Below are 13,914 nucleotides of genomic sequence, written 5' to 3'. Positions count from 1 at the left end.
GCGGTCGGTGTGTGTATTGTGTCGCTGACAGTGGCGCTGCCACCGGTCAAGTGCGTCATCACCCAAGGAGTCCCGTGTCTGGCACCAAAAAGCTTGTCATTGTCGAGTCGCCCACCAAGGCCAAGACGATCGCCAAGTATCTCGGTGACGACTACGACGTGCTCTCCTCCGTCGGTCACATCCGCGACCTCGTCGAACCCCGCAACCTGCCGCCAGAGCTCAAAAAGGGTTCCCTCGGCAAGTTCTCCGTCGACGTAGAAAACGACTTCGAGCCCTACTACGTAGTCTCAGACGCTAAAAAGAAAACAGTCTCCGAACTCAAGAAAGCGCTCAGCGGAGCTAACGAGCTCTACCTCGCAACTGATGAGGACCGCGAGGGAGAAGCCATCGCCTGGCACCTCCTCCAGGTGCTGAAGCCCAAAGTTCCCGTCAAGCGCATGGTGTTCCACGAAATCACCGAAGACGCCATCGCAGCGGCAATCAACAACACCCGCGACGTCGACACCGCCCTCGTCGACGCCCAAGAAACCCGCCGCATCCTCGACCGTCTCTACGGTTACGAAATTTCGCCAGTACTGTGGCGCAAAGTCGGCCCAGGTCTCTCCGCCGGTCGCGTGCAATCCGCCGCCACCCGCCTCGTTGTTGAGCGCGAACGTGAACGGCTCGCATTCATCACCGCCAACTACTGGGACCTCATCGCCCAGCTCTCACCCGACAGCGAAACCAACGGCTTCGAATCCAACAGTTTCGAATCCAAGCTCGTGCGTCTCGACGGCAAACGCGTCGCCGCCGGCCGTGACTTCGATGACCGCGGAAACCTCAAAAGCGACGCCGTAGCCCTCGACGAAAAGGCCGCACAAACCCTTGCAGACGCACTGCGGATGCCGGCCGACACCATCGCGGTGAAAACGGTAGAAACCAAGCCATACACGCGTCGCCCCGCAGCACCCTTCACCACCTCAACGCTGCAGCAGGAGGCCGGCCGCAAGCTGCGCTACTCCGCCCGCCAAACCATGAGCGTCGCACAATCGCTCTACGAAAACGGGTACATCACTTACATGCGAACCGACTCCTCGTCGCTCTCGCAACAGGCCATCACCGCAGCCCGCAGTCAAGCTGTTGCCCTCTACGGTGCCGACGCCGTGCCTGACAAACCCCGCGTGTACGCGAGCAAAAGCAAAAACGCTCAAGAAGCGCACGAAGCAATTCGCCCCTCCGGTGACACCTTCCGCACCCCCAACTCGCTACAGTCCACCCTGCGCGGAAACGACTTCAAGCTCTACGAACTGATCTGGAAGCGCACCGTCGCCTCACAGATGGCCGACGCGAAGGGCTCAACGGCATCCATCACGATTACCGCCGGAAACGCACCCGTCGCCGAATTCTCGGCCAGCGGCACCATCATCACCTTCCGCGGCTTCATGCAGGCCTACGAAGAAGGCCAAGACGAAGAACGCAACGCCACAGCCGAGCCCAAAGAAGCGAAACTGCCTCCCCTCAAGGAAGGCCAGAAACTCACCCTGCTCGAGATTGAAGCCAAGGGCCACGAGACCAGCCCACCGCCGCGCTACACCGAGGCAAGCCTCGTCAAGAAGCTCGAAGAGCTCGGCATCGGCCGCCCGTCGACCTACGCATCCATCATCTCGACCATCATCGACCGCGGCTACATCACCCCGCGCGGCCAAGCACTCGTGCCCAACTGGATCGCCTTCTCTGTGGTGCGACTGCTCGAAGAATACTTCGGCGACCTCGTGCAATACGACTTCACGGCCGGTATGGAAGATGACCTCGACCGCATCGCCGGGGGAAGCCAGAACCGCGTCGAGTGGCTCAAATCGTTCTACTTCGGCGACGACAAATATCGGGGCCTACGCACCGTCATCGACAACCTCGGTGAGATTGATGCCAAAGAGATTAACTCGATGCGACTCTCGGATGACGTGACACTGCGCATCGGAAAATACGGCCCGTACCTGGAGACCCCCAGTGACGACCCCGAGAAACCTCGCCGCATCAACATTCCCGAAGCACTCGCGCCCGACGAACTCACCCTCGTGAAAGCACAAGAACTCATCGACGCTCCCGTCGTCGGCGACCGCGTTATCGGCATCAACCCCGAAACCGGCAAAGAGATCGTGGCCAAAGATGGTCGCTTCGGCCCCTACGTCACCGAACTCGAGCCAGAGCCAGAGCCAGAGCCGGTCGAAGAACCCGCCGAGGTGATCGACCCCAAGACCGGCGAAGTCAAAAAAGCCAAAAAGCTGAAAAAAGTGGCGGCGGTAAAGCCGCGTACGGCATCCATCTTCAAGACCATGGAACTCGATGCGATCGATCTTGAGACCGCACTGAGACTACTCAGCCTGCCGCGTGTTGTCGGGCCCGACCCCGAGACCGGCGTTGAAATCACTGCGCAGAATGGCCGCTACGGCCCGTACCTCAAAAAGGGCACCGATACACGATCCCTCCCGAGCGAAGACCTCATCTTCGACATTGATGTGGCTGGCGCTGTAGAACTGTATGCGCAACCCAAATACGGCGGTCGCGCAGCATCCAGTGCGCTCAAAGAGTTCGACGCCGATCCGGTGAGCGAGAAGCCCATCAAGATCAAAGATGGCCGCTTCGGTGCCTATGTAACCGACGGCACCACCAACGCCACCATCCCGCGCGGCGAAACCGTGGAAGACGTTGACTTTGAGCGCGCAGTGCAACTGCTCGCAGACAAGCGCGCCAAGGGTCCAGTCAAGCGCAAAACCGCAGCCAAGAAGCCGGCAGCCAAGAAGAAGCCCGCGGCCAAAAAACCTGCGGCGAAGAAGCCGGCCGCCAAGTCAGCCGCTGCGAAACCAGCTGCTGCGAAACCCGCCGCAGTGACCGCAGACGAAGCTCAGTAGCGTGCCCGGACTCTTCATCACGCTGGAGGGCGGCGATGGCGCGGGTAAGACCACGCAATTGCACCTCCTCGTAACTTCGCTCGAAGAAGCCGGGCACACCGTGGTGGTGACCCGCGAACCCGGTGGCACCGAACTTGGCCTCGAGCTGCGCGAAATCGTGTTGCACCGTCGCGGCGACATGGATCCCCGCGCAGAAGCACTCATCTATGCGGCCGACCGAGCCCACCACATCGCGACCGTGGTGCGACCCGCACTTGAGCGCGGCGACATCGTGGTTCAGGATCGCTACATTGACTCATCCGAGGCCTACCAGGGTGCCGGGCGAGTGCTCGGTGCAGACGAAGTGCGCGACCTGTCGCTGTGGGCAACCCACGGGCTCCTTCCCGATGTGACGGTGCTGCTCGATCTTGACCCCGCCGCGGGCCGCACCCGCCTCGATAGCGCTCGCACCCGCTATGACCGACTCGAAGCAGAGAAGCATGACTTTCACAGTCGTGTGCGCGACGCCTACCTTGAGCGGGCAGCGAAAGAGCCCGCCCGCTTTCTTGTGGTGGATGCCGCCGGCGACATCACTGAGATTGCGACCGAGATCCGTGAGTGCGTCCAGATTCACCTCACGCATCCCGCTTAGACTGAGCGCATGTCGTTGTGGGAGGGCCTAACCGGCCAGGCTGATGCGATCGCCGTTCTGGAATCCGCCGCGTCATCGTCAGCACTGGGCAGCACCGACGAATCATCGATGACGCATTCTTGGCTTATCACCGGCCCACCCGGATCAGGGCGCTCAAACATTGCCTACGCGTTTGCGGCGGCACTGCTCGGAACTCGCGGCGACGAGACCGAAGAGTCCGTCTACAAGCAGGTCATAGCGCGCACCCATCCCGATCTGGGCGTGCTCAGCACCGAACGTGTCATCATCTCAATCGATGAGGTTCGCAAACTCGTTTCTGCATCACAGTTCTCCCCCTCGGTGGGCCACTACCGGGTGATGATCATCGAAGACGCCGATCGCATGGCCGAGCGCACCTCCAACGTGCTGCTCAAAGCGCTCGAAGAACCCCCGCCGCGCACCGTGTGGATACTGTGCGCCCCCAGCGAAGCAGACCTCATCCCCACGATCCGTTCGCGGGTGCGCAGCGTGCGACTCCGCACCCCCGCGATCGCCGATGTTGCCCAACTCCTCCACGAGCGCGATGGTGTTGCCCCCGACATAGCGGCGCGTGCGGCGCGTGAAGCTCAAAGCCACATCGGCATGGCGCACCGCCTCGCCACCAATGCGGAGGCCCGCGAACGACGCGAAACCACCCTGACAACTGCCCTCGGCATCCGCACCGTCTCTGAAGCGGTTATCGCAGCAGCAACGCTGCTTGAGTTGTCGAAAGCGGATGCCACCGCCCTCACCGAAGAGCGCGATGCTCAGGAGCGTGAGTCTGCGCTTCGTTCGCTCGGCGTTGCCCCCGGCGGAACCATCCCCCCGGCCCTGCGCGCCCAACTCAAAGCGATGGAAGAGGATCAGAAGCGTCGCGCCACTCGTGGGCTCCGCGACGGCCTAGACCGCGTTATGGTCGACCTTTTGTCGCTCTACCGTGACATTTTATTGACCCAAATCGGCGCTCCGGGAGAACTCATTAACCTCAGCATTCTCAACAACATCAACTCCGTTGCCGAACGCACGACCGCCGTCTCGACGCTCGCGATCATGGACGGTATTGCTGAGGCCCGCCACCGGATTGACAGCAACGTTTCTCCGGCACTCGCGCTCGAAGCGATGCTGGTGAAGATCGCTGTGTCAGGACGCGGCGCATGAGCAGCTCGCGGCGCCGCACCCGCCTCTTCGGTGTGACGTCGGCTGCGCTTGCGGTTTCACTGCTGCTCAGTGGGTGTGTGTCATGGTTTCTGCCGCCGGAATCCTCCACCACATCGACCCCCACCGACGAGACTGTGAGTCCGGGGTTCGAGCGGTTCTACCAGCAGGTCTTGGAGTGGGCAAACTGTGGCGAAGCTCTGCAGTGTGCCACTGCAATCGCACCGATGGATTGGCAGAACCCCGAGGGCGACACCATCGAGCTTGCGCTAGTGCGCCAGCCCGCCCAAGGCAACGACCGTATCGGTTCCCTGCTGGTGAATCCGGGCGGTCCCGGTGGCTCGGGTTTCAATTTTGTTAGCGACAGCGTGGATTACGCTACCGGCGAGGCACTGCAGTCGCAGTTTGATGTGGTGGGGTTTGATCCCCGGGGGGTGAACCGTTCGACGTCGGTCTCGTGTTACTCCGATCCGGAAGAACTCGACGAATACATTTATGGGATGACCCCGGGCGAGCGGGGAAGCGATGAATGGATTGCCGCAGCCACCGAGGAGTCCGCCGATTTTGCTCAGCGCTGTCTTGACGAGACTGGCGCCCTCTTGGGTTTTGTGGATACTCCCAGCGCGGCGCGAGACCTCGACATGTTGCGGGCCGCCCTGGGCGACACCACGCTGAACTACCTCGGGTATTCCTACGGCACTCTGCTCGGTCAGGTGTACGCGGAGTTGTTCCCGGACAAGACGGGGCGGCTGGTGCTCGATGGCGCTGTTGATCCGGCGGCATCCGAATTTGAGATGACCAAAGCGCAAGCCCAGGGTTTCGAGCGCGCGCTTGACGCCTTTTTGATCGACTGTGTGGGGGCGAGTGATTGCCCATTCTCGGGGTCGACCGAACAGGCCCGCGCCACGATCGGTACCCTGTTGGATCGCCTCGACACGAGCCCACTCGCGAGTGTCGATGGCCGCCAACTTGGCTCGGCAACGATGTTTACCGCCATCATTTTGCCCCTGTACAGCCAAGAGAATTGGGCCTACCTTCGCCAACTTTTCACCACCGTAATGAAGGGTGACGCCAGCATCGCGTTTGATCTGGCGGACAACTACAACGGGCGTGGACCGGAAGGTAATTACGCCGAGAACCAGACCGAAGCGTTCGTTGCGATCAACTGTTTGGATGCCCGCCAGCCGGCAGACAGCACCCGGATGCGTCAACAGGCGGCCGATCTTGCGGTCGCGGCTCCCATTTTTGGGCCCCAAATGTCGTACGGCGACCCGGGCTGCGCTAACTGGCCGGTCGAGCCGAAACGTGAGCGGGTGGCAATCGCCGCGCCCGGTGCCGCTGACATGCTGGTGATTGGAACAACCAATGACCCGGCGACACCGTATGAGTGGTCCCAGACGGTGGCCGATAATCTTCGGAATGGTCACCTGATCACCTATAACGGCGAGGGTCACACGGCGTATAACAAGTCAAACGCGTGCGTGAATTCGGCGGTCGAGGAGTTTCTGCTCAACGGTGTGGTTCCGGCGACCGACCCGGACTGCTAACCGCTAGGCTCGGGCCGTGATCTTCAGCGATTCTGCTTCCCCCCACCGCACCGACAATCGCACCGGCACCGGCACCGGCGCGCGCGCCCGCGCCCGTACCGGTGTGCGCAGGCTTGGGCTCCTGGTTCCCGCTGTTGCCCTGACTCTGGTGTTGAGTGGGTGTGTGAACATTCTTGAGCTGTTTGGCGATCGTTCTGAGCCGACCGGTGAATCGGTGTCAGAGGAGCTAGCTCCCTACTACAGCCAGGTTTTGTCGTGGGTGGATTGCGGCGATGGTGCCCAGTGTGCAACAGCGACGGCTCCGATGGATTGGGCGAACCCCAGCCCGGAGACTGATATTTCGCTTGCGCTGGCCCGTCATGTCGCGACGGGGCAGAGCAGGGGCTCACTGTTTGTCAATCCTGGTGGGCCGGGTGCATCGGGGTTCGATCTCATCCACGACGATGTCGATTTTGCGGTGAGTGCCACGCTGCGAGAAAACTTTGATGTTATTGGGTGGGATCCCCGTGGGGTTGGCCGCTCAACTCCGGTGACGTGTCTTGACGATGAGGGTCTCGACGAGTTCATTTTCGGTCTTCCGGATACGCCGATCGGCAGTGATGAGTGGCTTGCGGAGAGCGAGGAGGCGGCGATCAGTTTCGGCGAAGCCTGTTTCGATAACACCGGGCCCCTGCTGCAGTTCATTGACACGCAGAGCACCGTCAACGACCTCGACATGTTACGCGCGCTTGTTGGGGACGAGAAGTTGCAATATCTGGGCTATTCGTATGGCAGCGACATCGGTTCGTATTACATTGAAAACTTTCCCCAGAACGTGGGCCGCATTGTGTCGGATGGCGCCACCGACTCGTCGATCTCCGTGTTCGAGGTGGGGCGCGTGCAGACAGCGGGGTTCCAGCGTGCCCTCGAAAACTATTTGGCAGCCTGCCCAACCTCGTTTGATGACTGCCCATTCACGGGTGGGGTGGATGCTGCCCTAGCGACCATCCGCGAACTTTATGATCGCTATGACGCGGACCCGGTGGCGGGCGCCGATGGCCGCATGATGGATGCCGGTGTCATCGATATTGCGATGAGCACGGCCCTCTATTCTCAGGATTCGTGGCAGTTCCTCAACGATCTTTTTTCGGAGGCAGCACGCGGGGAGACAGAGACGGCGTTCTTCTTGGCTGATTTCTATTACAGCCGCGACATCGATGGCACCTACACCGACAACTCGTTAGAAGCGTTTATTGCGATCTACTGCGTCGACTACCCGGTAGAAACAGATCCTGCCGTGTTGGTTGAGCAGCAGCAGCTGATGCAGCAGGCATCGCCGACCACGTTCCGCGACTTTCCCCCGACCGGCGATCTCACGTGCCTCAATTGGCCGTACCAGTACATTGGCCCCTGTATCACCGAGCTGACCGGTGCCGGGGCACCGCCGGTGCTCATCGTGTCGACGACCGGCGACCCGGCAACACCCTACGAGTGGGGTGTGGCGCTCAGTGAGCAGTTGCTGAGTGCGCAGCTCATCACCTACAACGGTGAAGGTCACACGGCGTACAACGGCGGTGTTGCCTGCGTGGATGACGCGGTCGACAACTACTTTGTCACCGGTACGGTGCCCGACGCTGACCCTAACTGCGGGGCATAGCCGCGAGTTCGCGGTGCGGGTCTGAGAATCGCAAAACTTCGACTAAGCTTTCTTGCTGTGCCTCATTCAAATGTGGCCGGCCGCCTTAGCTCAGTCGGTAGAGCATCTCACTCGTAATGAGAAGGTCATCAGTTCGATTCTGATAGGCGGCTCCGTTCCGCCGTAACCTCCCAAGCCTGCCGCAACCTCTCAGGCCGCCCTCATAAACTGGGAGCATGAAGTACCGCAACGAGCCGATTTACACCGCAGCGATCGGTGCCGGTCGCGCCATGTTTGGGGGGTTGCGGGTGCGCCGCACCATTATTGGGGCCGAGCACTTGCCCAACAATGGTGGGGCTGTTATTGCTATGACCCACTTTGGGTATCTGGAGTTTGCCCTCATTGAGTGGGCGACGTGGCTTCATAATCGCCGCCGCATCCGTTTCATGGCGAAGAAGAGTGTTTTTGAGAAGCCCATGGTTGGTGCGTTTATGCGCAACATGAAACATATCTCCGTCGACATGAAGGCCGGAGCCACCGCCTACACTGCGGCGGTCAAAGCGCTGCAGGGGGGCGAGCTGATTGGTGTGTTTCCCGAGGCCGGGGTGAGCGCTTCGTTCACAATTCGTGACTTCAAGACCGGTGCCGTTCGCTTAGCGGCAGAAGCCGGTGTGCCCCTCATTCCGCTTGCGGTGTGGGGCGGACAAAGACTCCTGACAAAAAACCGCAAGATCAGGTTGCGCGAACGTATGGGCGTACCCATCATGATCGTGGTCGGTGAGCCAATCACCGTGACGGCAGCGGATGACGTGGTGGCTTCGACAGCGCAGCTCAAGACCATTATGGTGGGTCTGCTTGAGACAGCGCAGCAGGCTTATCCGCTTGACGGGGCTGGCCAGTGGTGGCAGCCGCGCGCTCTCGGGGGCACCGCCCCCACACCCGAGGAGGCGGCCACGGCAGACGCTGCGCGTGAGCTTCGGCGGGCGCAGAAACACTGAAACCATGGCCGCTAGCTCACCCCGGTCGCCGCATTCAGGCGGTGAATGCGAGCATCCGGGTACTATGACCGGGTGAGTGAATCAGCGAACAGTGAGCCGAAAGCGCCGGGAGGAATCGGAGCGTTCATCGCCAACCACCCCACCGCGATCGCTGCGGTGGTTGCAGCGCTAGTTTTTGTGCTGCTCGCTGTGGGCGCGGTATTCGCAGGAATCGCGGTTGGCTCTAACAGCTCGTCAGCCGAGAACGGCGCCGAGGAAGTCACGGTCGATTCGCGGAGCCAACCCGATGCCAACCCCGCCGCCGCCGCGATCCGCACCTGTTCGGTTCAAGGGTTGGCGTCGGTTGCTGCCTTCCCGTCACTGGTCGGTGTTGTGACGGATGCGGCCACGGGTGACGTGCTGTGGGGCCGCTCAGAAGCCACAGCGGCCAGCCCCGCCCACATTGTCACCGCCCTGACCGGGGCCGCGGCCCTGCAGGCTCTGGGCCCAGACACCCGCATCAGCACCAAAGTCATTGACGGCTCCACCCCCGGAACAATTGTGCTTGTCGGTGGGGGAGACCCGACGCTGGCCACCACAAATGCGTCGTTCTACCGCGATGCCCCCCAGTTGTCGGATCTCGCTTCGCAAGCCATGACCCGCTACGAAGAACTGCATCCGGGGGAACCCATCACCCAGATCGTGTTGGATTCCACCCTCTGGAATACCAGCGATGCGTGGGATCCGAATTGGCCCGAACGGGAACGCACCGGCGGCTACCACTCATACGTCACCGCCCTCATGATCAATGGTGACCGTGCCGACCCCACCGCCGCTATCAGCCCGCGCGGCACCAACCCCGTGAAATCCGCCGGAGAAGCGTTCGCCCAGGCCGCAGGTTTACCCGCCGTCAGCTTCACTACCGGCGCCGCGGTCGGCACCACAGTATTGGCCGAAGTGAAATCGCAACCGGTGAGTATTCTTGTCGAACAAATGCTACTCAGCGGCGACGACTCCCTCGCCGAATCGCTCGCCAGACTCGTCTCCCTGAAACTGGGGCTCAACGGTTCAGCGGCATCGCTGACACAGGCCATTCCGAGCGCACTGGCGGATGCCGGCCTCACCGACGCGGGCACCATCACCACCACCGATGGGTCGGGCCTGAGCCCCCAAAATCAGGCACCGCCGAAGATTATTGCCGACTTCATGTCGCAGGGGGCTACCGGTTCCGGCGCAATCGCTGCCACCTTCGCAATGCTTCCCGTTGCGGGCGAAAGCGGCGACCTGTACAACCGGTTTGAGGGCGACGCGGCGGCGGCATCCGGCCAGGCTAAGGCAAAGTCGGGATGGACTAACCAAGAACACTCCCTCGGTGGTGTCGTCAGTGCCGCCGATGGCACCCAGTTGGCATTCGCGTTCTACTCGATTGGCGAGGGAATATCGCAGGATGCCCGCACCGCCCTCGACAACCTTGCTGCTGGTGTCTATGAGTGCGGCAACAATCTCAGCAACTACTGATCGGGCAGACGTAGACTTCAAAAGTGGTTTCTGCATTGTTCATCATCGACGTTCAAAATGACTTCACTGAGGGTGGCGCTCTCGGCGTTGCGGGCGGGGCTGCCGTCGCCGCCGACATCACCAACTTTCTGTGGGCCAACGCGGAACACTATTGCGTGATCGTTGCCTCCCGAGACTGGCACGACGCCGACAACGATAACGGTGGCCACTTTGCCACGGATGCCGAACCCAACTTTGTTGACACCTGGCCCGTGCACTGTGTCGCCGACACCTTCGGTGCCGAATACCATCCCGGGCTTAACACTCAGCAAATCGGTACCCATGTGCGCAAAGGCCAGGGGGCGCCGGCCTACTCCATCTTTGAGGGAACTACCGATGATGGTGAGACGGTGCGCGCTCTGCTCGATCGTCTCGAGGTTGAGCACATCGATATTGCGGGGATCGCCACCGACTACTGCATACTCGCCTCAGCGATGGATGCGGTGGGAACGGGCCGCACAGTAACGGTACTCAGTGACCTGATCGCCGGCGTCGCACCCGAATCAAGCGCCGAGGCACTGGTCACTATGAAAGATGCCGGTATCACGCTTGTGCCCGATAGCCAGTGACCTGACTGACAGCAAAGTGAGCGAGTGACCGTGACCATGCGTGACCGCGATGAGTGACCCCGATGAGGCAGTGCTTCCCGGTTTCATCACGGAATCCGAGGTTCTGCCGCCGAGTAAGAATTTGGGCGTGCGTCTGCTGGCACTGCTCATTGGTTTGGGGCTACTCGTCGGTGTTTCGGCGGCCGGGGGAATCACCGTGTTTGCCGCCGTGATGTCATTCTTTGTTCGCCTCGCGCAGGCGTTCTGACGTGCCCGTCCTCCCTGTTACTGAGCTGAGCGATCCGCGTCTCGCCGACTACTCCCACCAGACCGATGTTGCCCTGCGTAAAGCTCAGGGAACCGAGCACGGCCTCTACCTCGCCGAGTCTGCGATTGTGCTCCGGCGGGCACTGCGCTCCGGCCACCGGGTGCGTTCGGTGTTGGCTCTCGGCACCGCCGTCAACGAGGTTGTCGAACTCGTGGGCGATGACGTACCGATCTTCACCGGCGATGGTGCGTTGCTGGCTGAACTGACCGGCTACGTTCTGCACCGTGGTGTTATCGCGTCGATGCACCGGCCGCCGCTGCTCACACCTGAAACGCTGATTGCGGATGCTCGCCGCATCGTCATTCTCGAGAACGTTGTCGACCCCACCAATGTTGGTGCCATCTTTCGCTCGGTCGCCGGCATTGGGGCGGATGCGGTGCTCGTCACCGGGCAGTGCTCCGACCCGTTCTACCGCCGCGCGATCCGTGTCTCGATGGGAACGGTGCTGCAGGTGCCGTGGACCCGCATTGGCAACTGGACGGACACTCGCGCGCTGCTGACGGCATCCGGATTTCAGATTGCGGCGTTGGCTCTCGAAGACGGTGCGGTCTCACTGCGTGACTATGCGGCGGATGCTCCCGAACGGGTTGCGCTTGTGCTCGGCACCGAAGGCCACGGCCTCACCCGCGAAGCCATTGAGGCTGCAGACACGATTGTGCAGATCCCGATGCGCCACGGCATCGACTCGCTCAACGTTGCCGCGACGGCTGCGGTCGCAATGTTCGCGCTCGCCGTCAACTAGCGCGCTGCGTCGAACAGCTAAACCAGCAGCTGGTGCTTGGCGAGTTCCTTGTAGAGCGGGGTCGACTTCACGAGTTCGGAGTGGGTTCCAACGCCAACGACTTCGCCCTTGTCGAGTACGACGATCTGGTCGGAGTCGACGACGGTTGAGAGACGGTGCGCGATCACGATGAGGGTGCGGTTTTCGGCCACAGCGTCGATGGCTTCGCGGAGCATTTGTTCGTTGAGGCCATCGAGGCTGGAGGTCGATTCGTCGAGCAGCAGAATAGGGGGAGCGGCGAGCAGGGTGCGCGCGATCGCGAGACGTTGACGCTCACCACCGGACAGCATCACTCCGTCTTCGCCGACAGCGGCATCCAAACCAGCAGGGTTACGTTCGAGTACGGCGGTGAGGTTTACGGCGGCAAGTACGTTCACGCACTCCTCGTCGGTGGCATCGGGGGCACCGATGAGGAGGTTTTGGCGGAGGGTTCCAGCCAGCACGGGGGCGTCCTGTTCGACGTAGCCGATCTGCGCACGCAACTCTTCACGATTGAGGCCACGAAGGTCATCGCCGCCCAATCGCACAACGCCACCGGTGGGGTCGTAGAAGCGTTCAATGAGAGCCAGGACGGTGCTCTTGCCGGCGCCCGAGGGGCCGACGATGGCGGTGCGTTCGCCGCGGGCCACCGAGAAGCTGACGCCGCGCAGAACGGTGAGGTCGATTTCTTCGGTGGCCGATTCTGCGCCACCGTGTTTGAGTTTGGCAAGCTCTGATTCAACCGTGACCAGCACTGAATCACGGGGGTAGGAGAATTTGACGTTGTCGAAGGTGATCGCGTCATCGGTCGCGACACTCGCGACGGCAACCACGTCGGAATCCGACTCGAGTTCGCTCGGCAGCTTGATGATCTCTTGGATACGACCGAGGGCACCGAGCGCCTGGTTTACGGCTGTGACCGCACCGAAGGCTTGACCGAGGGGCATAATCATGAGGAACAGAAACAGGATGAACGCCACCAGGTTCGCAACGGTGATTGCACCGCTGGCAACACGGAATCCACCAACACCAAGCACCACCAGAAACGACACCTGCAACGCGATTCCAGCAATCGGAACAACGAGCGCAGAAATCTTGGCAACGCTGATGCCCATCTCCCAGGCGCCAACGGCATCCTTTTCCACAGCCTTAATCTCACGCTCGGTGGCATTGGATGCTCGCACGGTGCGCACCGCGGAGATTGCACGCTCCACGGCAGCAGCGAGATCACCGACCTTACGCTGAGCTTTTTGGCTCGCCACCCGGATGCGACGCGACAGAGTTGTCACGGTCACCACGGCGATGGCGATTACCAGCACGGTGAGCCCCAGCAGCACGGGGTCGATGATGAGCATCGCAATGAGGGCACCGATGAACGTGACCGAGCCACCGATTGCTTCCACGAGTCCCTGGGTGAGCACGGCACGCAGCAGGGTGGTGTCACTGCCAACACGGGAAACGAGGTCACCGGTGCGGCGACGGTCGAACTCGGAGATGGGAAGGTTGAGCATCCGGCTCACTAAACGGCGACGGCTCGACAGCACGACGCCTTCACCGGTGCGCTGCAGAAGGTAGTGCTGAAAACCACTGATGAGCCCTGATGCCACAACGAGACCAACGAGCACCCACACGAGTGTGCCGAGCGATTTGCCGGCCTCAACGATGGTGATGACCTGACTGACCAGCAGCGGCTGGGCGAGTGACGCGCCAGCACCGAGGAGGCTCAAGATGATGACGATCACCAACACCTTGCGGTGCTCGAAGAGGTAGGGCAGCAGTTCGCTGAACCTGGCGCGGGGGCCGTCGTCGGGGTTGTCGCGGGAAGTGGAGCGGCCGCGGCGAGGTGTTGACGTGTGTGAAGTCGAGCTCATGAGGTGTGTCGATCCCAAA

General features: G+C 61.5%; 11 protein-coding genes and 1 tRNA gene. 11 read left to right on the top strand and 1 reads right to left on the bottom strand.

Features of this window, described 5'->3' with window-relative positions; genetic code table 11:
* Positions 1 to 74: 74 nt before the first annotated feature.
* The 11 genes from topA to FB472_RS04565 all read left to right on the top strand — a co-directional run bounded on the left by topA (position 75) and on the right by FB472_RS04565 (position 12,006).
* Entirely contained in the window at positions 75 to 2,888 is a 2,814-nt protein-coding gene (gene topA / locus FB472_RS04615) for a type I DNA topoisomerase (RefSeq protein ID WP_141989848.1), read from the top strand.
* 1 nt (position 2,889) lies between these two features.
* Positions 2,890 to 3,519 carry a dTMP kinase gene (gene tmk, locus FB472_RS04610; RefSeq protein ID WP_141989847.1) on the top strand — a complete coding sequence of 210 codons (630 nt, stop codon included), beginning with the start codon at positions 2,890 to 2,892 and terminating at the stop codon, positions 3,517 to 3,519.
* Between the two features lie 9 nt (positions 3,520 to 3,528).
* Complete coding sequence (locus tag FB472_RS04605; protein ID WP_141989846.1) at positions 3,529 to 4,695, top strand: DNA polymerase III subunit delta'; 1,167 nt, start codon at positions 3,529 to 3,531, stop codon at positions 4,693 to 4,695.
* Positions 4,692 to 6,239 carry an alpha/beta hydrolase gene (locus FB472_RS04600; RefSeq protein WP_141989845.1) on the top strand — a complete coding sequence of 516 codons (1,548 nt, stop codon included), beginning with the start codon at positions 4,692 to 4,694 and terminating at the stop codon, positions 6,237 to 6,239. Before FB472_RS04605 ends, FB472_RS04600 begins: the two co-directional genes overlap by 4 nt.
* 16 nt (positions 6,240 to 6,255) lie before the next feature.
* Entirely contained in the window at positions 6,256 to 7,875 is a 1,620-nt protein-coding gene (locus FB472_RS04595) for an alpha/beta hydrolase (protein WP_246078078.1), read from the top strand.
* A 79-nt stretch (positions 7,876 to 7,954) separates the two neighbouring features.
* Positions 7,955 to 8,027 (top strand) — tRNA-Thr (locus FB472_RS04590).
* Positions 8,028 to 8,090: 63 nt separating this feature from the next.
* Entirely contained in the window at positions 8,091 to 8,852 is a 762-nt protein-coding gene (locus tag FB472_RS04585; RefSeq protein ID WP_141989844.1) for a lysophospholipid acyltransferase family protein, read from the top strand.
* Between the two features lie 72 nt (positions 8,853 to 8,924).
* The gene (locus FB472_RS04580; RefSeq protein WP_141989843.1) at positions 8,925 to 10,349 is read left to right on the top strand and encodes a D-alanyl-D-alanine carboxypeptidase/D-alanyl-D-alanine-endopeptidase; all 1,425 of its coding nucleotides are present in this window, start codon (positions 8,925 to 8,927) and stop codon (positions 10,347 to 10,349) included.
* A 23-nt stretch (positions 10,350 to 10,372) separates the two neighbouring features.
* Entirely contained in the window at positions 10,373 to 10,957 is a 585-nt protein-coding gene (locus FB472_RS04575; protein ID WP_141989842.1) for an isochorismatase family protein, read from the top strand.
* A gap of 40 nt (positions 10,958 to 10,997) precedes the next feature.
* Positions 10,998 to 11,204: a hypothetical protein gene (locus FB472_RS04570; RefSeq protein ID WP_141989841.1), complete on the top strand. Its 207-nt coding sequence runs from the start codon at positions 10,998 to 11,000 to the stop codon at positions 11,202 to 11,204.
* A gap of 1 nt (position 11,205) precedes the next feature.
* Complete coding sequence (locus tag FB472_RS04565; protein ID WP_141989840.1) at positions 11,206 to 12,006, top strand: TrmH family RNA methyltransferase; 801 nt, start codon at positions 11,206 to 11,208, stop codon at positions 12,004 to 12,006.
* Positions 12,007 to 12,023: 17 nt separating this feature from the next.
* On the opposite strand, the gene FB472_RS04560 is transcribed toward FB472_RS04565, so the two are convergent.
* Positions 12,024 to 13,895 carry an ABC transporter ATP-binding protein gene (locus tag FB472_RS04560; RefSeq protein ID WP_141989839.1) on the bottom strand — a complete coding sequence of 624 codons (1,872 nt, stop codon included), beginning with the start codon at positions 13,893 to 13,895 and terminating at the stop codon, positions 12,024 to 12,026.
* Positions 13,896 to 13,914: the final 19 nt, after the last annotated feature.

It is taken from the genome of Rhodoglobus vestalii (assembly GCF_006788895.1).
Classification (GTDB): domain Bacteria; phylum Actinomycetota; class Actinomycetes; order Actinomycetales; family Microbacteriaceae; genus Rhodoglobus; species Rhodoglobus vestalii.
This window is presented reverse-complemented; position numbering and strand designations above follow the sequence as displayed.

Excerpts from the sequence above, each read along its gene's own strand:
- FB472_RS04585 (WP_141989844.1), top strand. The coding sequence starts at position 8,091 with ATGAAGTACCGCAACGAGCCGATTTACACCGCAGCGATCGGTGCCGGT.
- FB472_RS04605 (WP_141989846.1), top strand. The coding sequence starts at position 3,529 with ATGTCGTTGTGGGAGGGCCTAACCGGCCAGGCTGATGCGATCGCCGTT.
- FB472_RS04560 (WP_141989839.1), bottom strand. The coding sequence starts at position 13,895 with ATGAGCTCGACTTCACACACGTCAACACCTCGCCGCGGCCGCTCCACT.
- FB472_RS04600 (WP_141989845.1), top strand. The coding sequence starts at position 4,692 with ATGAGCAGCTCGCGGCGCCGCACCCGCCTCTTCGGTGTGACGTCGGCT.